This is a genomic window from Novipirellula artificiosorum (assembly GCF_007860135.1).
Lineage (GTDB): Bacteria > Planctomycetota > Planctomycetia > Pirellulales > Pirellulaceae > Novipirellula_A > Novipirellula_A artificiosorum.
In genome coordinates, this window is sequence record NZ_SJPV01000005.1 from 80,762 (window position 1) to 103,784 (window position 23,023).

General features: G+C 54.6%; 18 protein-coding genes and 1 tRNA gene. 15 read left to right on the top strand and 4 right to left on the bottom strand.

The features are described 5' to 3' along the window. Nucleotides 1-100: 100 nt before the first annotated feature. From Poly41_RS15125 to trxA, 7 genes are all read left to right on the top strand, one after another. Nucleotides 101-946, top strand: coding sequence for a sugar phosphate isomerase/epimerase family protein (locus Poly41_RS15125; protein ID WP_146527297.1), 846 nt, complete (start codon nt 101-103; stop codon nt 944-946). A 409-nt stretch (nt 947-1,355) separates the two neighbouring features. After that, nucleotides 1,356-1,429, top strand: a tRNA-Met gene (locus Poly41_RS15130). Between the two features lie 268 nt (nt 1,430-1,697). Then, entirely contained in the window at nt 1,698-3,014 is a 1,317-nt protein-coding gene (locus Poly41_RS15135; RefSeq protein WP_146527300.1) for a tetratricopeptide repeat protein, read from the top strand. Then, nucleotides 3,011-4,924: a PEP-CTERM sorting domain-containing protein gene (locus Poly41_RS15140; protein WP_146527302.1), complete on the top strand. Its 1,914-nt coding sequence runs from the start codon at nt 3,011-3,013 to the stop codon at nt 4,922-4,924. Before Poly41_RS15135 ends, Poly41_RS15140 begins: the two co-directional genes overlap by 4 nt. Before the next feature lie 960 nt (nt 4,925-5,884). Beyond that, on the top strand, nt 5,885-6,631 hold the full coding sequence (locus tag Poly41_RS15145) for a sugar phosphate isomerase/epimerase family protein (RefSeq protein WP_146527304.1): 747 nt from the start codon (nt 5,885-5,887) through the stop codon (nt 6,629-6,631). Nucleotide 6,632: 1 nt separating this feature from the next. After that, the gene (locus Poly41_RS15150; RefSeq protein WP_231615675.1) at nt 6,633-7,412 is read left to right on the top strand and encodes an NUDIX hydrolase; all 780 of its coding nucleotides are present in this window, start codon (nt 6,633-6,635) and stop codon (nt 7,410-7,412) included. Nucleotides 7,413-7,501: 89 nt separating this feature from the next. Further along, entirely contained in the window at nt 7,502-7,831 is a 330-nt protein-coding gene (gene trxA, locus Poly41_RS15155; protein WP_146527306.1) for a thioredoxin, read from the top strand. Nucleotides 7,832-7,856: 25 nt separating this feature from the next. Here trxA and Poly41_RS15160 read toward each other — a convergent pair whose 3' ends face one another. Then, entirely contained in the window at nt 7,857-8,531 is a 675-nt protein-coding gene (locus tag Poly41_RS15160; RefSeq protein WP_146527308.1) for a metallophosphoesterase family protein, read from the bottom strand. A 173-nt stretch (nt 8,532-8,704) separates the two neighbouring features. Here Poly41_RS15160 and Poly41_RS15165 point away from each other — a divergent pair, with 173 nt between their 5' ends. Beyond that, entirely contained in the window at nt 8,705-10,825 is a 2,121-nt protein-coding gene (locus Poly41_RS15165; RefSeq protein ID WP_231615676.1) for a vWA domain-containing protein, read from the top strand. A 764-nt stretch (nt 10,826-11,589) separates the two neighbouring features. Here Poly41_RS15165 and yidD read toward each other — a convergent pair. After that, nucleotides 11,590-11,820: a membrane protein insertion efficiency factor YidD gene (gene yidD / locus Poly41_RS15170; protein WP_261344900.1), complete on the bottom strand. Its 231-nt coding sequence runs from the start codon at nt 11,818-11,820 to the stop codon at nt 11,590-11,592. A 215-nt stretch (nt 11,821-12,035) separates the two neighbouring features. Here yidD and Poly41_RS15175 point away from each other — a divergent pair, with 215 nt between their 5' ends. The 7 genes from Poly41_RS15175 to Poly41_RS15205 all read left to right on the top strand — a co-directional run bounded on the left by Poly41_RS15175 (nt 12,036) and on the right by Poly41_RS15205 (nt 21,257). Next, the gene (locus Poly41_RS15175; RefSeq protein WP_146527310.1) at nt 12,036-13,394 is read left to right on the top strand and encodes a Gfo/Idh/MocA family protein; all 1,359 of its coding nucleotides are present in this window, start codon (nt 12,036-12,038) and stop codon (nt 13,392-13,394) included. A 279-nt stretch (nt 13,395-13,673) separates the two neighbouring features. Further along, nucleotides 13,674-14,234 (top strand): transcription termination/antitermination protein NusG, encoded by a 561-nt coding sequence (gene nusG, locus Poly41_RS15180; protein WP_146527311.1) that lies wholly within the window; start codon nt 13,674-13,676, stop codon nt 14,232-14,234. Continuing rightward, the gene (locus Poly41_RS15185) at nt 14,231-15,265 is read left to right on the top strand and encodes a GDP-mannose 4,6-dehydratase (protein WP_146527313.1); all 1,035 of its coding nucleotides are present in this window, start codon (nt 14,231-14,233) and stop codon (nt 15,263-15,265) included. Before nusG ends, Poly41_RS15185 begins: the two co-directional genes overlap by 4 nt. Nucleotides 15,266-15,386: 121 nt before the next feature. Continuing rightward, nucleotides 15,387-16,781, top strand: a complete 1,395-nt coding sequence (locus Poly41_RS15190; protein WP_146527315.1) for a UDP-glucose 6-dehydrogenase — start codon at nt 15,387-15,389, stop codon at nt 16,779-16,781. A 116-nt stretch (nt 16,782-16,897) separates the two neighbouring features. Next, nucleotides 16,898-17,626, top strand: coding sequence for an ABC transporter ATP-binding protein (locus Poly41_RS15195; protein WP_146527317.1), 729 nt, complete (start codon nt 16,898-16,900; stop codon nt 17,624-17,626). 44 nt (nt 17,627-17,670) lie between these two features. Continuing rightward, nucleotides 17,671-20,034, top strand: a complete 2,364-nt coding sequence (locus tag Poly41_RS15200; RefSeq protein ID WP_146527319.1) for an ABC transporter permease — start codon at nt 17,671-17,673, stop codon at nt 20,032-20,034. Between the two features lie 2 nt (nt 20,035-20,036). Then, entirely contained in the window at nt 20,037-21,257 is a 1,221-nt protein-coding gene (locus Poly41_RS15205) for an efflux RND transporter periplasmic adaptor subunit (protein ID WP_231615677.1), read from the top strand. Nucleotides 21,258-21,361: 104 nt separating this feature from the next. Here the strand turns inward: Poly41_RS15205 and Poly41_RS15210 are convergent, their stop codons facing one another. Continuing rightward, complete coding sequence (locus Poly41_RS15210) at nt 21,362-22,567, bottom strand: DUF1559 domain-containing protein (RefSeq protein WP_146527321.1); 1,206 nt, start codon at nt 22,565-22,567, stop codon at nt 21,362-21,364. Nucleotides 22,568-22,784: 217 nt separating this feature from the next. Next, a complete protein-coding gene (locus Poly41_RS34125) occupies nt 22,785-22,958 on the bottom strand; it encodes a hypothetical protein (protein ID WP_197231360.1) in 174 nt (57 codons plus the stop codon). Nucleotides 22,959-23,023 lie beyond the last annotated feature (65 nt).

The following is a 23,023-nucleotide window of genomic DNA, read 5'->3' on the forward strand; positions in this document are numbered from 1 at the left end:
TGATTGTATTGTGGTTTCCAGACCCTTAATCTAGCAAGAGCTGCAAAAGAGCCAAGAGTTCCTCAGCCGACAATAGCATTCCCCCAAGGTAAAACGAACGATGCAAACCTGGCCGATAGGCGTATTCGCCTCCGTCGACGCGGGATTGGGCGTCCGCTGGGACGTGATCTCCGAATTAAAAGTACCGACGATCCAACTGCACGCCCCACACGCCGGAAATCGCAATGAAACTGCCGCGGCGCAGTTCAGGGAACAGTTGTCGGAGTCCGACGTTCGCTGCACTGCCGTGTTCGGCGGATTCGAGGGAGAAAGCTATGCCGACATTCCAACGGTCTCGCAAACGGTCGGGTTGGTCCCCGCCGCGACGCGGCAAAGCCGATTAGAGGAAATGTTCGAAATCGCCACCTTCGCGAAGAGGCTTGGATGCGACACCGTAGCACTGCACCTGGGCTTTGTCCCACATGACCCGTCGGCCGAAGGCTATTCGGAAATCGTCTCGGTGACTCGCAAGCTTTGCGAAGCATGTGACGAGAACGAGCAATACCTGCACCTGGAAACGGGCCAAGAAACCGCCGAAGGGTTGTTGGAGTTCATCAAGCAGGTTGCGCGCGAGAACCTGAAGATCAATTTCGATCCCGCAAACATGATCCTGTACGGTGCTGGCGATCCCATCGAGGGATTGCGGACGGTCGCCAACTTTGTCCGCAGCGTTCACTGCAAAGATGCGACGTGGAGCGATAAGCCAGGCGAAACGTGGGGCGCCGAAGTTCCGCTCGGGCAAGGCGACGTCAACATGCGGACGTACCTGCAAACGCTCAAGGAGATCGGTTACACCGGTCCGTTGACGATCGAACGCGAGATTCCACAGGATCCGCAAAGGCAAAAACAGGAAATCAGCGGAGCGATTGGACTGCTAACAACCTTACGGACCGAGATCCTTGGATAGTCCATCCCGACGGATCTCACGGGTTCGCAACGTCCAGCTTGGAAAGTGAAACAAACGCCAAACGTGCGTTGGCATCACCGCCCTCCGAGTGGCCTGACGAATCGGTGCAAGTTTGGAGACCGATGGAAAGTATCAACGATTCGAAAGTGGTCGCATGGAGGGTGAAGTCCGTAAACGCTTGTTGATCAGTATCTAAAACCCGCACGACCTTCCGTTTTCGGGAGAAGCTGAACGGCGGATCGTGAGCGAAATGGGTCTGGACGCGACTGTTTATCGAATTTTTGGCGGCGTGAACCCCAACGCTTGTTCGGGCCTGTCCCCAGAAACGCGACCCCATTGATTGGCGTGTAATCGCCGTTACGCCTTGTGAGGAATTTCCATTTTGTTATTATTCCGCACTTCATGATTTGGCGATGTAGCTCAGTCGGTTAGAGCGGAGTCTTCATAAGGCTTAGGTCAGCGGTTCGAGTCCGCTCATCGCTACTTTCCCACCTGCGAACGCCACCGCGCCCTGACAGGCCCCCACCTTTTCTGGCCAGCGCAACCTTGAACCCTTCCAGCGGATGGATCATACTGCGTTTGCCTCGCTGAAACCAGAATCAGCCCCCCCACCCATTCTTTTTCCGTAAACGCTCGCGATTGTCCTAAGGAAGCGGTTTTTGCTGTGTCGATCTCTACGCGACCCCATTCGAAATTTTGCACGGCGCCCCAAATTCGAACACTGCTCAGGTTTGCAACTGGCGGTCTGCTGATGCTGATGGAACCGCTGTGTTTCGTCCCAACAGCTTGCCAAGCCGAAGTGACGTCGGTTGCAACCTTCACGGAAGAGAGCTTGATCAACGATAAGAAGGCTGAGTTGGCTGCGGTACAAGAAAAGGTCAACCAAAGGGATGACGCCGCCGCACGAGCCGAGTTGCAGCGTCTATCGAAGACGGGGATCAATTACTCGGACCCTGAAGTCATGCTGGCGCAAATGATGTTGCAGGCCGGCAGGAACGTCGAGGCGCGGCAGGTACTGGAAAAACTCTCGGGCCAGCACCCCCGACGATTCGACGTCCATTTCGCATTCGCTCAAATCGCGATTGGAGAAAAGCGTTGGTTTGACGCCTATTCTCATGCGGAATTGGCTGAAATCGCAGGTTTTCCCGCGAATTGGACCGAGGCTCACCGCGAGAGCATGATCCGCAAAATGGCCATGGTCAAAGCAGCTGCCTGTGAAGGCCGCTTCGCGTGGTCCGATGCCAAGAAAACCTACGAATTACTGACCAAACAGTGGGGCAAATTGCCGGAGGTCTCCGCGGGATTGGGCCGTTGCGAGTTCCATCTCGGGAATGATGAGATCGCACTGCAACACTTTGAAGCGTTCTACGAAGAGACGCCCGGGGCAGATTTGCCTGAGATGATGGTGGCAAAATTATTCGAGGCCGCTCAGCAGGTCGACCAGACCGAGGCCTACTTCCAACGAGCCATTGAGCGTGAAAAGAGGGCCAATAGTGGCGAACAAACGACAAACAAGGCTTCGCGAGCCTATGTGCGTTGGTTGATTTGGAGCAATCGACCCGCGGAAGCTCGCAGGTTGCTGCGTTCCTTACCGAAGGGCACGACGGACGCAGAAAAAGCGGAAACGGACTACGTTTCGGCGCTGATTGCTCGGATGCAGGGACGCTTTGACGAAGCTCGAGACATTTTGTCGCGATTGCACCAAGCGGACCCCGCTTCGTTTACGATCGGGAATCAGCTAGCACTGGTTTTGGTCGAAGATTCGGACGAAGCCAGAAGATTTCGCGCTTTACAGATTGCACAAGCCAATACTCGCAATCATAGTGAATTTGCGGAAGCTTGGTCGACTTTGGGATGGGTACAATTCCGTCTTGGAGACGTTACACAAGCGGAGAAGAGTTTGTCGGTTGCGTTAAAAAATGGAGTGGTCGAGCGTGACACAGCCTACTTTTTATCGAAAATCAAGGAAAAGCTAGGACAAGACGAGGTTGCGTCCCAGCTCGCAGAGGCCAGCAAGAACGCCAACGGCCCCACATTTTACCTTCAAGAAGAGTTGTCAAAGAAATGAAATTGATGCAACTTCCCACTCATCGGATCCAGTTTGCGATGAAAACCAGTTTGGCCACCGGTGTTTTACTGTTTGGCTTCGTGTCATCAGCGTATGGGCAAACTGGGCCAAACGATACTAGTTGGACGCCGGGGCCGTCTCCATCGGATTGGGGATCTGACTCGAATTGGAGTAATGGGGTGCCGGGTAGCAGTAAAGATGCCTTTATCTTGGGTGACTTTGCCGTCCCAATTCTGACACCGACCGGTTCCAGTGCTCTTTCGCTTATGGTCAATAACAGCAATTTGTCTGGCGGATTGCAGATAGGTGGCTTGCTGAACATTGGTGTTGACGGGTTCATGTTCGAACAAGGCAAGTTAAGTTTCATTAGCGATTCTGCACGACTGGTCGTCGCGGGGGATGCAACAATCAACCAGTTACAAAACAATGTGACTGAGTTTCCTGAGTTGGTCTTGGGGCGAAATCCACTCAATACCAATAGCTCAGTCATTGATGTGGAAGGAGTGCTGACGATTGGCAACAATGCCTCTGCTGCCGATGCTTTTGTCGTACGATCCACCCCTATCTCAGCAACCACTGAGGGAACCCCTGCAATCCATGCCGGAAAGGTCGTCATTGGCAACCTAGCAACGGTTGATGTAAACTCGGGAATTCTGATTACTGGGGCAACCGACACCACGGGTTTGGTGATCGGCCAGGGTTCCAGTGGGGACGGAGTAGTTTGGGCGCAAGCGGGCAAAAAGGTCCTGCTTGGCTCATCGAGGGATATCGAACTCGGCGTGGGAGACTCGGGTGCGTCCGGGAAGCTTCAGGTCGGCAATGGACTTGATGTCAGCACAATTCCGGCTGCAGACGTAACTGGCCCGGGCGAGGTCACCGCACGGGATATTCTCGGAGGTGCTGGCACCTCCGTCGTTCAACTGGATAACGGTACGATCACTGCTCGCAGCATTTTGAGCAACTCGGGCGGTGACATGTCGGTTGTCATGAGTAGTGCTGCGAGTAACTTGGACCTTTCTGGGGACCTCGACGTTGACACCTACACTCAAACCGCGGGAACTGCATCCGTTGCCGGTACTGTCACGGTCAGGGATTCCGCATCGCTGTCGCTTTCGGGTGGATCGCTGACCACGGGCGATTTGACGCTGGACAATGGTTCGAGTGGTACGGTCGCCGTATCGGGTGGCGCCACATTGACATCGACGGGCGCTGCCACGATCGGTCAAGGCCGGGAACTGACAAGCACAGGAGGAACCATTGCCTTGAACAACCTGACTCTCGACGGAGGAACACTCTCGGCCTCAGCCTCTTCAAATGTCACAGTTGGAGGAGATCTTACCGTCAACAACGCCGGAAGGCTGATTGTCGATGGTACGTCCTCATTGTCGGCAACGAACGACGTAGCTCTCTCCGGCTCCGCAACGATGTTCCTCGATGGGACGCTGAATGGTAATTTGGCCCAAGACGGAGGAACACTCGCACCGGGCCAATCTCCGGGAATCGCTACGATTGACGGAAACTACACGCTCACTGGGGGCACCCTTGAGATGGAGATTGCCGGGACGAGCCTTGACCCAGTGGAATTTGATCGATTGATCGTCAGTGGGGTTTTCACGATCGAATCGGGAGCCTTTTTGGATGTAAAACTTACCGGTTACACTCCTATGATTGGGGAGTCGTTCGAGCTCTGGAATACGGGATCGACCGTCGGTACATTTGATAATGATAAACTTCTGCTTCCGACGCTCGCTCCTGGTCAAGGTTTTTGGGACACGTCGCAGCTTTACACCACTGGCATGCTGTCGGTCTCAGCCGTTCCAGAGCCGGCTTCGTTTGCAGTTCTTGGCGTTGGAGCGGCCGGATTGTGGTTACGCCGTCGTCGCAAAGCGGCCAAACCGGCGACCGTTTGATGCATTAACTTGCATCGCAAGACCGATTGATTCCATTGAAGCAGGAAGACCGTGGCGGGAGAGAATCCCCCACGATCTTCCTGCTTCTTTTTTGTACCTTCCACCGCCCTGAACTGCTAACATTAATGTCACCTCCACCACGCTTGCGTGGGGGAGGCCGAGCGCTAAGCCTCGCACAGGGGGCAGCAACCGAAAACCCTCTCCCGGCGTTGAGACGCCGACCTCTCCCAAAGGAGAGGTAAAGGTACCGTAACTCCTCGATAAAGAACGGCTCAATAACTGCACGACCTCCTTCCAGGGGAGAACGGTTGGGGACTAACGGTCCTCGACATGAAGCACTGTTGTCGTAGGAAGCCTTACCGCGAAGCGGTTGAACTCCAAAGACCAGGGTCGACGCGGAGCGGCGCACCCTGGAGTTAACGAACGCTCCCACCAACCGAACCCTGAAGGGGTTCCACATGTATCGCGTTGTGAAACCTCTTCAAGGTTTTGATTTTTGTGTGTTCCGTGAACCCAGGGTGCGCTGCGCGACCCTGGGCTGCGGAGTTTAACGGCTTCGCCGTATTGATTTTCGTGGCGTTTGACCATTTTCGGCGTGCTCATTTTCGGGAAAAGACAAGGGTGCGTTCCCGCAACTACGCCGCGGGGCGACGAACGGTCCTCGACATGAAACGTTGTTGTCGTAGGAAGCCTTACCGCGAAGCGGTTGGACTCCAAAGACCAGGGTCGACGCGGAGCGGCGCACCCTGGGGTTAGCGAACGCTCCCACCAACCGAACCCTGAAGGGGTTCCACAAGAATCGCTTTGTGAAACCTCTTCAAGGTTTTGATGCTTTGTGTTATCGAATGTTTCGAAGTCCTCGAAAACGCTGAGTCTTGCTTCCCAGCAACTCAGGGACTCGGTAAGCTATTGCATTCCGCATTTGCTTTTTGAAGGTCGACTCTAGAAAGGACGCACACCGTGTTTGTTGCAGCTTCCACCGAATGTTGCCCCGAAATGGATTTGGCTGAGGTCGTCGATTTGCTCCAGGATCTGGAGTTTACGGCGATCGAGATCGCACTTCACGAATCGGGGAAGATCAAACCAAGCGAATTGGTCAGCGATTTGGATCGCGCCGCCCAGATCCTGCGCAGTTCACACCGCATGGATATCTCCGGATATAGCGTCGAATTGGCGTCAAAGGGTGAACAGCATTACGCAGACTTCAAAGACATTTGTCGCTTGGCCAAGGCAACCAAGGTGGTCAATTTGACCATCCCCTCGGCAGAACTTGGAACGCCTTTTAACGAAGAAGTGGAACACCTCAATCAATTGGTGAAAGTCGCCGAAACCGAAGGTGTCCGTGTCGCGGTCCGTTGCCAACTGGGCTGTTTGAGCGAAGATCCCGATACGTTGATGGTACTCTGCAATAATGTCGATGGGTTGGGCGTGACACTCGATCCGAGCGTCTACATCGCCGGAAAAGCCAACGCAAAAAATCTTGACAAGATCCTAAAGTTCGTTGTCAACATTCATTTGCGTGACACACGCCCCGATGCGTTCCAAGTCAGCGTCGGTCAAGGCGAAGTGGATTACGGGAAATTGGTGTCCCAACTGCTTCGCGAGAAGTATGATCGTGCGTTGACCGTGCACATGGCACCGATGGAGGGATTGGACCATCGAGTGGAACTTCGCAAACTTCGTCGGTTACTCGAAACGCTGGTTTAGCGTGATACACGCTTGCAAATTCGATTCGTCTACGTTTGCTGCACCCGAAATGGCGGCGACGGTGGACGTCAACACCTTGCTCGGTCGAGTTGGCTACGCCGAGGACGTCGATCCTCGGCGGATTCTCGATTCGCTCCCTCCGATGCGTCCTGCGTTGGCATACGGCCGGCATCGTGGGCCTTGGCGAAGAGGTGCCCGACAGGCCGCAGTGGCCATTTCCTTGTTTCAAGACACCCAGTGCCAATGGTCGATTCCGCTGACGCGTCGACCGATGGGCCTTCGTCATCATGGCGGGCAGATTTGCTTGCCTGGCGGCCAGATTGAGCCGGGGGAACGCCCCCAACAAGCGGCGCTGCGGGAATTTGAAGAGGAACTTGGCGTATCGCCCGATGTGCTGACCTATTTCGGTGAACTCCCTCGGCAATACGTTTATGCAAGTGACAATGTCGTGCGACCGGTGGTCTTTGCGATGCGGATGCCATCCACCGATTGGGTCCCCGACCCGATCGAGGTTGACGAGGTGATTCTGCTTCCGCTCGAGGAGCTCTTTCGCCATGAAAGCCGGGTGTCAAAACCGGTGCGTCGAAAAGTCGTGATTGCCAACGCCGAGCTTCGCGAAACCGACCCCAATGCCACGCTGCAGTTCCCCGCTCCGGCGTTTCAATGGGGAGGAAACCGGATTTGGGGAGCAACAGCGATCATTTTAGACGATTTGGCCCAGATGTTGCTTCGTAGTCAAAGTCTTGGTTGGACGACTGCCACGTCCGGTACGCCAAATTGACACCAGGGAGCGTGAACCTACAATTTGCGCTGCTTTGGTGATAACACTGAAAGCCACACCTCGTTTGAACCCAATAAGGAAAACCCCTCATGGCCTCCGCCGCTGTCAAAGAATTCACTGACGAGAACTTCGATGCCGAAGTGCTGAAATCCGATTCACCCGTGCTGGTCGACTTTTGGGCGCCCTGGTGTGGTCCCTGCCGTCAAATCGCACCGATGATCGACGAGTTGGCGAATGAGAATCCGTCGGTCAAGATCGGCAAGATCAACATCGACGACAACCCTGGAATCGCTCAACAATTTGGTATCAGTAGCATCCCAACGCTCTTGGTGTTCAAAGCGGGTGAGGTTTCCGAAAGCTTTGTCGGCGTACGCCCTAAAGCCGCCTTGCAACAAGCGCTTGACGCGTCCAACGCGTAGGTAGGGTGCGAACGCCGCAGGGATTCTACATCTGAGTCTGTTCTCGTCGCACACGCCCGTCTTGAGCGACTTGCCAGACTCGGCGACTGTACAAATCGATGGCGGTAAGCCATCCACCGCCGTAGCAATAGGTGTCGATGCACACCAAATGGCCCACATCCAAGATCTCGCCATCTCGCATGGCGGTGTGTCCCACGATACCCGTTTTGCCACTCAGGTGTGGAGCGGGGAAACCGTCGTTGAGCGAGTACCAACGAAGCATCTCCGTCGGCTGATGCTCGAGCGGCGTGTCGGGATCGTACGCGGCGTGAGTGAAGAAGAAATCCTCGAATTCAAAGTAGTCGCCGAGAGAATCGAAAAAATCGATATGTGCGTCGGGCAAGAAATCCAACCCACCATCGAAACCGTAGCTATCAAGCGTCTCGACACCGCCGTGCTTGAGCCACCCGTGGGGGGGTTCGCCACCGCGCACCACCTCCAGCATCATCTCTTCATGATTGCCGAGCAAACCCACCACTTGGGTCCGATTGCGGAGCTCGATCAGCGAATCGATCACTCCCCGTGAATCGGGTCCGCGATCAACGTAGTCTCCCAACGCCACAATGATATCGCGTGACGTGGGGTTCAGTTCGTCGATCAATCGATCCAACGCGACTCGGCAACCATGAATGTCACCGATCGCAATCAAACGTTCAGACAATGTAAAAAAAACCTTCTAAGTGAACAAACGGGGAGCAGCGAGCATCAGCAATCCGTTTTAGCAAAAATTGTTTTCAGTACCCACCCGGATTGCTACAAATCAACGCAGGTCCCTGATGTTATAATAGCGTGTAAAGTGAATGTGCCGAGTCGGTCTGCTTTGGATGGCAGCCGATGACAGTCGATCCCATGACAAACTCAGGGAATCCCGGATTGGAAAACACGATCGTTGCCGAAACGCGGGTCCCGGAACAAGCGGACTCTTCGCTCGTGGGTCCGCAAAGCGCCGACGAGCCGGTCGATGCATGGGACGATGACGAGCTTGAACCGTCTTCGCTGTTTGCCTCGGACGAATCCACCGCATTTCTCGGCAGCTTGCTATTTCATCTGATTCTGCTGCTCTCCTTGGCGCTGGTTCCCTTGGCGATCTCGAGTGATGAAGACGCCGTCGTCTTGCTTTCGCCGCCCCAAGAAGATTTCGTCGAACCGGTGGACTGGATTGACGAGGTTACCTATAGCGATTTTCTGCAAGACGAGATCGGGATCAACAGCGACTCGGATTTAGCGATGGCGGAAGCTTCTGCCGAGATGTTTGCGGAGCTGCCGGAGATTCCTAACCCGATCGATTTGGAACCGACCGAGTCGGGGCAGATCATGGTGGAGAAGCTCTTCACCCCTGCGGTCGCGCCACTCGACAAAATGACCAACCAAAAAGGTCATGTTGGTCATGGAACGGAAGGGGCCAAAGGCGCCGTCGACCGAATTACCTTCGAGATACTGCATGCGCTCGAAGAACGTCCAACGTTGGTGGTTTGGATGTTCGACCAGAGTGGTTCGTTGCATCGTCAACGCGATGAAATCCGAAACCGCTTTGACCGAATCTACACCGAGCTTGGAATTGCCAAACGGAGTGAAGTCGACGCATTTCGGCGTAACAGCAACGACATTCCGCTGCTGACGTCCGTGATCGGCTTTGGTAGCAAGGTCACCCTCTTCACCGAAGAGCCAGTAGAGGATCTCGACGACATCAAGTCGATCGTGCAAGACATCCCGGTCGACTCGTCCGGACAAGAGCGAGTCTTTACCGCGATCCTTTCGGCTACGGAGAAGTACAAGTCGTATCGACGTCCGCGCGGCCAATTGGGGCCGCAACGAAATGTGTTGTTTGTCGTCGTCACCGATGAACGAGGAGACGATGCAGGCATGTTGGAAACGTCAATCCGCTCTTGTCGAAAATGGGGAATCCCCGTCTATGTGATTGGAGTCCCCGCTCCGTTTGGTCGTGAGACGACCTTGGTGAAGTACGTCGATCCCGACCCCAATTTCGATCAGACGCCACAGTGGGCCCAGGTCGATCAGGGACCCGAGACGTATTATCCCGAACGTGTTCAGGTCGGGTTTACCGGTGATTTTAAGGAGGAACCGGTGATCGACAGCGGTTTTGGACCCTACGCGTTGACACGTTTGTGCTACGAGACCAATGGCATCTACTTCACGGTTCATCCCAACCGTAACGTCAATCGACGTGTCCGTTCGTTTGAGATCGAATCGTTTGCTTCGGACATGAAGTACTTCTTTGATCCAGCGGCCATGTCACGCTATCGTCCGGATTACCTGGCCGCGGACGACTACGTGAATAAGGTCAAGTCGAGTCCCCTGCGACAGGCATTGGTTTCCGCCGCGCAGATGCGGCCCGCGACCGGGTTGTCGCGACCAAGGACGCGATTTGTGATGCAGTCGGCTTCGGGGCTGGCAGAAGAATTGACAACGGCTCAACAACAGGCGGCCCGGCTCGAGCCGATGCTCGTACAGATCGCTGCGATCTTGGAACCCGGCATGAAGGCGCGAGAGACCGAGACCAGCTTGCGGTGGCAAGCCGGATTCGACTTGGCGATGGGTCGAGTCCTCGCGCAAAAAGTCCGCACCGAAACTTACAATGCCATGTTGGCAAAAGCCAAACGTGGGATGCCGTTCGAGAAACCAGAGAATAACACCTGGGTGCTTGAGCCTAGCGATGAGATCTCCGTCGGCAGCAAATGGGAGCGGGAAGCAGCACTCGCCAAAACGCTGTTGGAAGGAGTGGTCCAGAAGCACGAGGGGACGCCCTGGGCATTGTTGGCCAATCAAGAATTGGTGGTCCCGATCGGCTGGAAATGGCAAGAGGAGTTCACCAAGATCGAGCCTCCAGAGCGACGAAATCCCGGTAACAACAATGACAATAACAATGCCCCCCCCCAAGATGATCAACGTCGCATGATCCAACGCGCCCCCTCGCGTCCCGTACCGAAACTGTGATCCCCTTGTGAACTTGCATCGCCCGACCAAGTGAATTCGCCCGATCAAGTGAATGTTCGATGGCACGAGAGGATCAAGGATCCAGTCCCCGATTGACCGCTCCCCCGATGCGGTAACCCTGCACCAGTGCGGCAGGTGATTGATCCTGAGGGACGATCGTAAAACAACTTTGGTATCTGAGAAGTGGCGTTAGCTTTCAGCTAGCGATATCGGTAACGCAAGCTGGAAACTCGCGGCCTGAGTACACCAAACACCACCTCCCCCTCGCTGCGCTCGACCCCTCCCGCAAGGAGGTCGTGCAGTTTTTAAGTTGTTGATTGAAAAAGACTTACAAGATTTACCTCTCCCTCTGGGAGAGGTCGAGCCTAAGCGAGGGAGAGGGAAAACGGGCTGCGATGACAACATGAAATTCCAGCACGGTTTCTATACCGGCCCTCCCCCTCGCTGCGCTCGACCCCTCCCGCTGCGCGGGCAGGGGTGGTTGGATACCTAAACACTTCAGCAGTCATAACTTAAAAACTGCACGACCTCCAAGCGTGAGGGGTGGTTTACCTCTCCCTCTGGGAGAGGTCGAGCGCAGCGAGGGAGAGGGTTTCTTGGCACCCAATTGACTTGCTCCCTACGACCACTTTCGAATCGGTGATACTTTCCATCGGTCTCCAAACCCCCTCCGATTCGTCAGGCCACCCCTCGGGAAGGGTCGGGCTTGTTGGTTGTTACGTGTACCAGTGCGACGAGGCTCGCGGAAGCGTGGGGTGGGCGATTCAGGGTGGATCGTATCCACCGGGGTTCCACGGATGGCAGCGCAAGATTCGTCGGACGGATCGGTAGACGCCGCGAACCACACCATCTCGGCGGATCACCTCGATCGCATATTGGCTACAAGTCGGCGTGAACCGACAACTTGGCCCCAACATCGGGCTGATCGCCATTTGATAGAAGCGAATCATTGCCACCATCGCGCCAATCAGCAGTTGATGAGCTTTGTCAATCAAACGTTTTCAGTCGTTTTGAATTACAGCAAGAACCCGCTCGAAAAAACGAAAAAGCTGGCCAAACGGGTCGCCAATCCTCATGATAACACTTCTTACTCGCCTGTCTCGCGACAAACCAAGCGAATTTGGTTATGCTAGGGGGCGCAATTCGATAATGACTCAACGCCCCTGCGTTGTCCCACCCACCCTCTTCCTGACTTGAAGGAACCCCATTCATGAAAGCGTCTCGTCGAAATTTCCTCAAAAGCACCGCCGCAGCTGGTTCGCTGGCCGCGGCATCCAATCCCGTCTTGGCAGCGGACGATTCAAAGAAACGGACGGTCGCATCGATCGGTGTCGGCGGAAGTCGCGGTCGTTACAACCGTGGTGGTGCGATCGCTCGCGATGCTGCGAAGCTTGGCAAGATGATCGCTGTTTGTGATGTCGACGAACTGCACGCGAAGGAGTTCAACGAAGCCCTTGGCGGCGATTTGAATATGTATAGCGACTATCGCGAGATGCTTGAAAAGGAGAAGCCACAAATCGTCACGATCGGCACGCCTGACCATTGGCACGTACCGATCGCGATTGCCGCGCTTCGCAGCGGAGCCGACGTGTACTGCGAAAAACCATTGACCCTGACGATCGACGAAGGAAAGAAGATCCGCAAGGTCGTCGAAGAAACAGGTCGCGTGTTCCAAGTCGGGACTCAGCAGCGCAGCACCAAGGGGCTGTTCTTGACCGCCATCGCGATGGTGCAAATGGGGATGCTCGGTGACAACGTGAACGCTTACGTTGCCATCGGCGGCGCGCCCAATGACGGTCCCTTCGAATCAACGCCCGTTCCCGACGGCATCGATTGGGACATGTGGGTCGGCCCCGCCCCGGCGGCAGCCTATTGCGATCAACGACGTCGCATGTTCCGCTGGTTCTTCGAGTACTCCGGTGGCAAAATGACCGACTGGGGCGCCCACCACATTGACATCGCCCAATGGGCATTGGCTCCGGGCGAAGATGGACCCGTGAAAATCTCGGGAACCGGCAAATTCACCAAGAACGTTCCTGATGATTACAACTGGAAAGCTTTCCTTGATGGCGAAGCATCGCTGCCGAACGGATTCAACACGGCAACGGAATTCCATATCGATTTGACGTTTGACTCGGGCTCCGTCTTGAGCGTCAACAACCACTACAAACGAGAAGGCGACAACGTCGATTTCGGAAACGGCATTCTTTTCGAAGGTGACAAGGGTCGCATTTTTGTTAATCGTGGCAAATTGGAAGGCAAGCCCGTTGATGCGTTGACCGACGAAGATCGCAAGCGAATTGATGACAAGATCATCGAGCTATGCAAAGGCAAGAAACCGGGAAGCCATATGCAGAACTTCTTTGATTGCATTGAGGACCGCAGCAAGCCGATTTCGGATGTCTGGTCGCACCACCGAACCATGACCTCCTGCCATTTGTGCAATATCGCACTGATGCTCGGTCGTGAATTGCAATGGGATCCCAAAGCCGAGCTGTTCGTGAATGATGATCAGGCCAATGCGCTGTTGAGCCGAAAATCGCGAACCGGATTCGGCCCTGTGGCATAGCGATCGCTGCTTCAACGCCAAACAAGGAGTGTCAAAGCCCAACGAAAGTTTCGACTTTTCCTTGGTCCTTGGACATTCCTTGTTCGCGTTGAGGCTTGCTGGCCATGCGTTGCTAGCAATGAACAGTGCGAGGGGTTTGTCACGCCAATTTTTGAGGAATGGGGCGGTTTCGAGCTGGGTTTTATGATTCTTGAAGAGGTTTTATGATTTTACCGTCGTCAATTGTAGGATTGATCCGACCTAAGACATTGAAACCTCCTTCTCTTTCGAGCCTACGTGATGCCAATCCTGCCTCAAGAACCCGATGGGCTGCCTGAAAATCTGCTGGACCTTGAGCAGGTGCTAACGCAGACATGGTGGTTAATGTACACCAAGTCGCGTCAGGAAAAGCTATTGATGCGGCAGCTTCGCGAAGAGGGGGTTTGGCATTACGGGCCTCAGATCCCTCAGCGAAAACGATCCCCCGCGGGGCGCATTCGAACATCCTTCGTACCGCTGTTCAGCAATTATGTCTTTGTCACGGGGCAAACGGACGAGGCCCGCTACAAATCGATCTGCACCGGCTGCATCATCAAAGCGGCCGAGATCACCGAGGTTGATGATTTTATCGCGGACATGAAACAGATCCGCGATCTGATTGATATGGGCGTCCCCCTGACTTTGGAAAGTCGGCTTCAGCCGGGCCAAATGGTCCGCATCCGAAGCGGGTCGTTTGCGGGATACGAAGGAACGGTCTTGCGACGCGAAGGAGAAACGCGACTGCTTGTCGCCGTTCGCTTTATGGAACAAGGTGTTAGCGTGAAACTAGAAGATTGCCAACTTGAATTGATCGGCCAATGACCTCTGCACCCTCGGCCGTCATTACCGGCATCACCGGCCAAGATGGTTCCTACTTAACCGAACTGCTGCTTGAAAAAGGCTACACCGTCCACGGACTGGTTCGCCGCAGCAGCACGACTCAGCGTACGCGGTTGGATCATCTGTTTCACAACCACGAGATCTACAACAAGCGGTTGTTCCTGCACTACGCCGACCTTGATGACACAACCACCATTCGCCGCGTGTTTGTCCGAACCGAACCCGATGAGGTCTATCACTTGGCGGGCCAAAGTCACGTCGGAGCCAGTTTCGAGATTCCCGAGACGACCTGTCAGTTTACCGCCATGGGAACGCTGAAGTTGCTGGAGATCCTACGTGACCTAAACAAACGTCCGCGTTTGCTGCACATCAGCAGCAGCGAGGTGTTCGGGCGACCGGATAAGGCACCGCAAACCGAAGCGACTCCGATGCGACCGGTCACACCTTACGGAATTGCCAAGGCCTTTGCGACGCAAATGGTTTCGCTCTACCGCGAGTCGTTCGGTTTGTTTGCTTGCAACGCGATTTGCTACAACCATGAATCACCACGCCGAGGTGAATCGTTTGTGACTCGCAAGATCACTCGAGCCGCTGCGGCAATCTCCTTGGGGCAAGAGGATCATGTCACGTTGGGGTCGATCGATGCCCAGCGTGACTGGGGCTTCGCTCCCGACTACGTCAAAGCCATGTGGCTGATGTTGCAAGAATCTGAAGCGGATGACTTCATCTTGGCAACCGGAACGGTCAACCGCGTGGAGGATTTTCTCGCGGCCGCGTTCGATGCCGTCCATTTGGATTGGCGTGATTACGTGCGACAAGACCAAGCATTCATGCGTCCCTCGGAGGTACAGCGTTTGGTCGGCGACCCATCAAAAGCCAAGCGAGTGTTGGGATGGTCGGCACAAACAACCCTCCCTGAATTAGCGGCCAGAATGGTAGAGCACGACTTGAAGGTACTGCGTTCGCAACCCGAACAGGTCGCATCAACGGCAAAATCAAACGGAAAATCTTGAACTGGCCAGGCCCCTCTAGCGGAACACTTTACATCGACAAATCGTGGACTAACGTCAATGACTTTGGGCTCTGTCTTGACTCTCCCACTCTGTCATCCTTTTTGAAACGGTCGAACGATCTATGAAGATTTGCTGCATTGGTGCTGGCTACGTTGGTGGACCCACGATGGCGATGATTGCAAAGCAATGCCCCGATATTCCGGTACATGTTGTTGATCTAAACCAAGAACGAATCGACGCTTGGAATTCCGATTCGCTTCCGATCTACGAACCGGGACTTGATGAAGTCGTTCGTGAGGCGCGCGGGCGCAACCTAAAATTTTCGACCGACGTCGATGCCGCCATCACCGAAGCGGACATTATTTTCATGGCGGTCAACACACCGACGAAGACCTTCGGCGTGGGCGCGGGCCGAGCGGCAAACTTGGAATTCGTCGAGAAATGCGCCCGTCGCATTGCCGAGGTGGCCGAGGGCCACAAGATTGTCGTTGAAAAATCGACGCTGCCAGTCCGTACCGCGGAAGCGATCAAGCGAATTCTTGGGGCCGGCGCCAGCGGAGCCACCTTCGATGTACTCAGCAATCCCGAATTCCTCGCCGAAGGGACTGCCATCGATGACTTGCTGGACCCCGATCGAGTCTTGATCGGAGGCGAATCGACCGAAGCGATCGAAGCCTTGGTCAACGTCTACGCCCGATGGGTTCCTCGCGAGCAAATTCTGACCACCAATTTGTGGAGCAGCGAGCTTTCCAAGTTGACGGCCAACGCATTCTTAGCACAACGCGTCTCGAGCATCAACGCGATTTCGGCTTTGTGCGAAGCGACCGAAGCCGATGTGGATGAGGTCGCGCGCGCCATCGGAATGGACTCCAGGATCGGCCCCAAGTTCCTGAAAGCATCGGTCGGTTTCGGTGGCAGTTGCTTCCAAAAAGACATCTTGAACCTTGTCTATCTGTGCGAACACTTTGGTCTCCGTGAAGTCGCGGCCTATTGGGAACAAGTCGTGATCATGAACGACTACCAAAAACGCCGCTTTGCGGAAGGCATTTGCCGGACCATGTTTAGCACCGTCAGTGACAAGAAGATCGCGGTCTGGGGATTCGCCTTCAAGAAGGATACAAACGACACGCGTGAAAGCGCAGCGATTTATGTTTGCCGTGACCTACTGAGAGAACGAGCGCGTTTGGCGATTTATGACCCCCAAGTTCCCGAAGCCAAGATCCGCGCCGACTTGATCGCATCGATGAGCAATCTTGCGGGTGAGATTAGCGACTTAGATCGTTCCCTCGTCGAAAAGAACGTAACGATTGTTGGCGACGGCTACGAAGCAGCGAAAGACGCGCATGCGATCGCCGTTTTGACCGAATGGGACGAGTTCAAAACGTTGGATTACAAGAAAATCTACGGCACAATGAAAGCTCCGGCGTTTGTGTTCGATGGACGCAACGTGGTCGATCGCAAACGATTGACCGAGATCGGTTTTGAGGTGTTTGGAATTGGCAAGAGTGGAGTGTGACCCGGCTTCCCTTTCCTACGCAGTAGACGGTTGAACGGATAGCGATTGCCCGTCAAACTAGAGACGGGACGCTACCGAAGGAAACGTGTTCGAGGTCCATCCACAAGAAATCTCCCATGAGTGCTGGTCCACTTGCCGCTGCGAACACTGTTTTTCGCACGATTGATGTGACGAAGGTCTATCAAATGGGCGAGGTCCAGGTCCACGCACTGCGAGGGGTGACGTTTGAGCTTTGTGAACATGAATTTGTGGTTCTGCTCGGTGCTTCCGGCAGCGGCAAGTCGACGTTGTTGAACATTCTCGGCGGATTGGATATTCCGACGTCTGGAACCGTTTACTACCTCGACGATGAGTTGACCGCCAGCGATGAGTCCGAGCTGACACTCTATCGCCGCAAGCATGTTGGCTTTGTTTTTCAGTTTTACAACCTCATTCCCAGTTTGACGGCTCGCGAAAATGTCGAGCTGATCACCGAGATTGCAGACAATCCAATGCCTGCCCTCGATGCGCTGCATTTGGTTCAGATGGACGAACGAGCCAATCACTTTCCCGCCCAATTGTCCGGTGGGGAACAACAACGCGTCGCCATCGCACGGGCGATCGCAAAACAACCCAAAGTCTTGCTCTGTGATGAACCGACCGGCGCACTCGATGTCCACACCGGGATCGTCGTTCTTGAAGCGATCGCACGGATCAATCGAGAACTCGGAACCACCACCGCGGTGATCACGCACAATGCTGCAATCTCGCAAATGGCCGATCGCGTAATTTCGCTGTCTGATGGCCAAATCGCGCGGGTCGAAAGGAATCAAGTCAAACGCAACGCCAATGAGTTGCAGTGGTGAGGATCGTGCCGCTTTCCCTTCGATCCTAACGCCGGCCCACCAAAATGCGTAAACTTGACCAAAAACTGTTTCGCGACCTGATCACACTGAAAGGTCAAGCAACAGCAATCGTGATGGTCATCGCAGCCGGCGTGGGGACGTTCGTGATGTCGATGTGCGCCTACGCGTCGCTGCAATGGAGCAAGGATTATTTTTATGGAGAGTTTCGGTTTGCGGATGTTTTCTCAGAAACTGGACGAACGCCCGATGCGTTGATCCCGCGCATGAAGGAAATCTCCGGGGTCTCTGCGGTGGAAACGCGTTTGGTCTACGACGTGTTGCTCGATGTTCCTGAGATGAGCGAACCGGCCTCCGCAAGACTGATTTCGGTTCCCGAAACGGGAGATTGTCGGCTGAACAAAGTATACATTTCGCGGGGGCGAATGCTGGAACCCGAGCGGACTGGCGAGGTGGTGGTCTCAGAAGTCTTTGCCGAAGCCCATGGTTTTGTCGCAGGCGATCACGTCAAAGCGATCCTCAACGGTAAATCGCAAACGCTCACGATTGTTGGCATCGCGTTGTCACCCGAATATGTCATCCAGGTGCAACCGGGCAGCATCATGCCCGACAACAAGCGGTTCGGGATTCTATGGATCAGCCAACGTGACTTGGAAGCGGCCTTCGACATGACGGGCGCGTTCAACAGTGTCTCACTCAAATTGGCGTATAGCAGCAACGAAGACGAAGTCATCTCACAACTCGACCGTTTGCTTCGACCCTACGGCAGCGTCGGTGCGTATGGTCGCGATCAACAGATTTCACACCAGTACTTGTCCGACGAATTGACACAGTTGAGGGGTATGGCCGTCATGGCACCGACGATCTTCTTGTCGGTTGCCGCATTCCTGTTGAACATCGTTATTTCGCGAATCATCAGCCAGCAGCGAGAACAAATTGCGGCACTCAAAGCGTTTGGCTACACCCATCGCGAGGTCGGCTTCCATTATCTCAACCTTGTCTTGGTGATTTCGCTGAGCGGAACGATTCTGGGCACGCTGTTCGGCTTTTGGATGGCATCAGGGATGACGAAGATGTACGCCGAGTTCTATAAGTTCCCGATGCTGGAGTTTCAATTTGATGTGCCCGCAATTCTGCTGGCCTTCTTGCTGACCACGGTCACCGCGGTGCTGGGAACATGGGTGTCGGTTCACCACGCCATCCGTCTACCACCTGCCGAAGCGATGCGTCCCGAACCGCCCCCCAGCTTCAAGCCCACACTCCTTGAGCGACTCGTTCCCCGTCATCTGATGCCGCCGGAAATGCGGATGGTGATACGCAACGTGGCTCGCAAACCCTTCAAGGCTGGCTTTTCGATGCTGGGAATTTCGATGGCGGTCGCGGTCATGATTCTAGGTAACTTCTCGCTCGATGCGATGGACTACATGATGACCTTTCAATTCCGTCTTGCGCAGCGGCAAGACTTGATGGTCACGTTTGTTGAACCTGCCACGGCGTCGGTCATGTATGAAATGAGCGAACTCGATGGGGTGCTCGATAGCGAGACCCTGCGCACGGTCGCCACGCGTATTCACTTCCAGAATCGTTCGCGGCGTTTGGCCATCATGGGGCTCCAGCGTGATCCACAACTCTATCGGTTGCTGGACAAGAACGAACACTCCGTCGCAGTTCCCGAGTTTGGAATCATGCTCAACACCAAGCTCGCCCGACTGCTGGGCGTCCGACTTGGCGACCGTGTCCTCGTCGAAGTCCTTGAGGACAAGCGGCCCACGGTCACCGTCGAAGTCACGGCATTGGTCGAGGAATACGCCGGACTGAATGCCTACATGAACAAGGACCAACTTCACCGATTGTTAAAAGAGTCCAGCGTTGCTTCGGGCGCCTTCTTGAAAGTCGACGAAAACCAAATCGATCAGGTCTTTCGCGAATTGGAAATGCGGCCGGGAGTCGCTGGCGTGACAATCAAGGATGCAGTGCTCCACAGCTTCGAAAAAACGGTGGCCGAAAACATCTTGGTGATGCGATCGTTCTTTGTCTTCTTTGCATCCGTGATTGCCATCGGTGTGGTTTACAACAGTTCCAGAATCTCGCTTTCCGAACGGAGTCGCGATTTGGCGACCATGCGGGTCGTCGGATACACTCGACGTGAAGTCTCGATGGTCCTACTAGGCGAAATCGCACTGCTCACACTGGCTGCAATCCCGCTCGGGGCTGTCATCGGCTATGCGTTAGCAGGTGTGATGGTGGCGGGACTCGATACGGACAACTATCGTATTCCACTGGTTGTCAGCCGTAACACCTTTGCCTTGGCCGCCTTTGTCGTCATCCTCGCGACCGCTTTGTCTTGCTTGGTGGTTCAGCGACGAATTCACCGACTCGATTTAGTCGGTGTACTCAAAACAAGAGAATAGGTATGCGATTGAAAATGAAGTTTTCACTCAGAACGATGCTCTGGGGCGTGCTGTTGACCGCATTGGTGATGTTCGTTGCACTGGCGATGGTTCCCAAACCGGTCGAGGTGGAATCGGCGACGGCGACGATTGGACCACTGCGAGTATCGGTCCAGGAGGATGGGAAAACACGCGTTCGTGAAAAGTACACCGTTTCGGCCCCGGTCGCTGGGCGACTGTCTCGTATTGAACTCGACCCTGGTGACTTGTGTAGCGAGGAGACTTTGTTGGCGGTGATCCTGCCAAGCGATCCCGCGATCTTGGACGCGCGGGCGAAAGCCGCAGCAGATGCCCAAGTGCAAGCCGCCGAAGCTGCGCTCGAACGTGCCAAATCAAGTGCACAACAAGCGAAGATCAACCATGAATTTAACCTGACCAGAAAGCAGCGAGCCGAAGGACTGGTGCCGACGGGTGCGATTTCAGAGAGCGAGCACGACGTGGTCAAAGCGGAAGCGTTGGCCTCCGCTCAAGCAATCAAGACCGCTCATTTTGACATCGAAATCGCTAGCTTTGAACTGGAAATGGCACGAGCGGCGGTAAGTCAGTTTTCTGACCCGCAACACTCCGACTCCGTCGAACCCTTCGAGATCTTCTCGCCGATCTCAGGCCGCGTCCTCCGAGTCTTCGAGGAAAGCTCAACGGTCGTCCCAATGGGAACGCCGCTGATTGAATTGGGGGACCCTCGCAACTTGGAAATCGAGATCGATGTCCTGTCGACCGATGCGGTCCGCATCAAACCCGGCGCAGATTTGACTATCGAACATTGGGGTGGCCAATCACCACTTCAAGGCTACGTGCGTGTAATTGAACCGGGTGCATTCACGAAAGTCTCTTCGCTGGGCGTCGAGGAACAACGCGTCAACATCATCGCCGATTTTAACGAGCCACCCGAACGAATTACCTCACTCGGCGACGGTTATCGCGTCGAAGCTCGAATTACCGTCAACGAACGTGACAAAGTTCTGCAAATCCCCAACAGTGCCTTGTTTCGGTACCAACGCCAATGGCATGTGTTAGCCATTGTCAACGGCAAAGCCGAGCTTCAGCCCGTATCGGTCGGGATGCAAAACGAAGACTCCACGCAAATCACGGAGGGATTGAAAGCAGGCGACAAAGTCGTGATCTACCCAAGTGATGAACTCCATCCGGGCACTCCGGTACGATTGAGGAGTTCGAGTCGTTAGCGATCGCCGCGCCCAACAACGCCAAAAAAAACGGCGTCCCCAAAAGGGACGCCGCAAGTTCGAGTTCGAATCATTTGAAACGGGCGATCCCGCTTTCCAGGATTCTATTCAAGCATCTTGGTTTCTTTCATCGCCTTGGTCCCCAAGGCGCCCCACAACCCATAGGGGCTCTGGGCACCCGATGGAGTTGTCAGGTTACCGACAGGCCAGTTCGGAGAATTCTGCGACAGATTACCGGTTTCAATCGAATCGGTAATGAACTTGATAGCACCATCACCCATCAACACATGACAACCACCTGGATGGCGACTGCCCGCGCTGTTCATCACGTCCGAACCGTCGCCCGACCATGCGCAACTGAAACCATTCGGCGGATTGATCGTTGTTACACTCGACATGCAGGGACGACCATCGGACCATCGCATCCCTTTTCGCTGCGATGAATTCCAGTTGTTTGCATTGGTTCCCGGCAACAAGTACTGCGGACGATTGGGGTCCATGTACTTTTCTTGGCAAATACTCGGGGTAATGAAAAAGTCTGCATTGTTGCCGTTGTTCACGACGGTCGCTTTCGCTTCCAACGTGTTATTGTCGGTTACAAACTCGGCGCAAGCGATCGTGTTGCTTAGACCATCGAGCACATCACGGAAGCGTGTCGTCACACGGGTGGTGAAGAAACCACGGTCGAACGATCCACGTCGTGCCGTACACCAACCCAATTCTTGTCCTTGTTCGCCCACGCAGGAGTGATTGTTACTCGAAATGCCATCACCAATGCATGCAGCGTAGTTCATGAACGCTTCGAAGTTGCCTGGCGAGTCGTTCGGATCACTCGGACACCGGTAGGTGCCGACTTGGGTGAGCCAAGGTGTGTAAGCGCGAGCCCAAGGCACAGGCCCCATCGGTGGGAAAGGAGGAGTCTTTGCCGTGCCATTGTGGTTCACCGCGCGTGGGTTGGCGATTTGCTCCCACAAAGCTTGTTGCTCAATAAAGGGGGTCAACCCAACCAAGTAACAAAGCATGTGTCGGTTGCCGTCAACATAAGCGCCTGCACCGTAGCTACCACCACTTTGGACCACATTCTGACCAAACGCAGAATGATAGTTATGCAGACCCAACCCAATTTGCTTGAAGTTATTGCTGCAACTCATTCGACGTGCCGCTTCACGAGCAGCTTGAACCGCTGGCAAAAGCAATCCAACCAAAACACCGATGATGGCGATGACCACCAACAGTTCGACAAGCGTAAAACCGAATCGACGTTCGGTCGACCGTGAGCTCACGCGGTCGTTAGAAAAACAACGAACCATAACGAATTTCCTCGCATAGAAACGAAAAGGAAGTAACCAATATTGAAGTTCACGCGTGATCGACCGACCATACCGGCGGAGTGTGCTATCCGCGGTCGCGTTACAAGCTGAGCGACAAACGAAGCGACATGCGACATGACGAGTGCTTCGTCCCGTTCAAACCAAAGCCCAAGGTTGCCCCTGGGCGACCCGCAAACAATTCAGCAGGAAGGAACCGTTAGCGACTGCCTTGCTGTGAAGCGTATTCGGCTTCCATTGCTGCCATCTCCTCAGGCGTCTGAACAACGCTGTCATCGACTGGGGAAACCGTTGTCGAGTTATCAGGACCACAGCCCGCAATGCCAAGAACAGTAGCCGAGGCGAATAAAACCACACAAACGAATTGACGCATTGAAATTGTCTCCGAACCGGAAAGTTGAAATGACCGCATTTTTAAAGATAACGCGAATTTTAAAC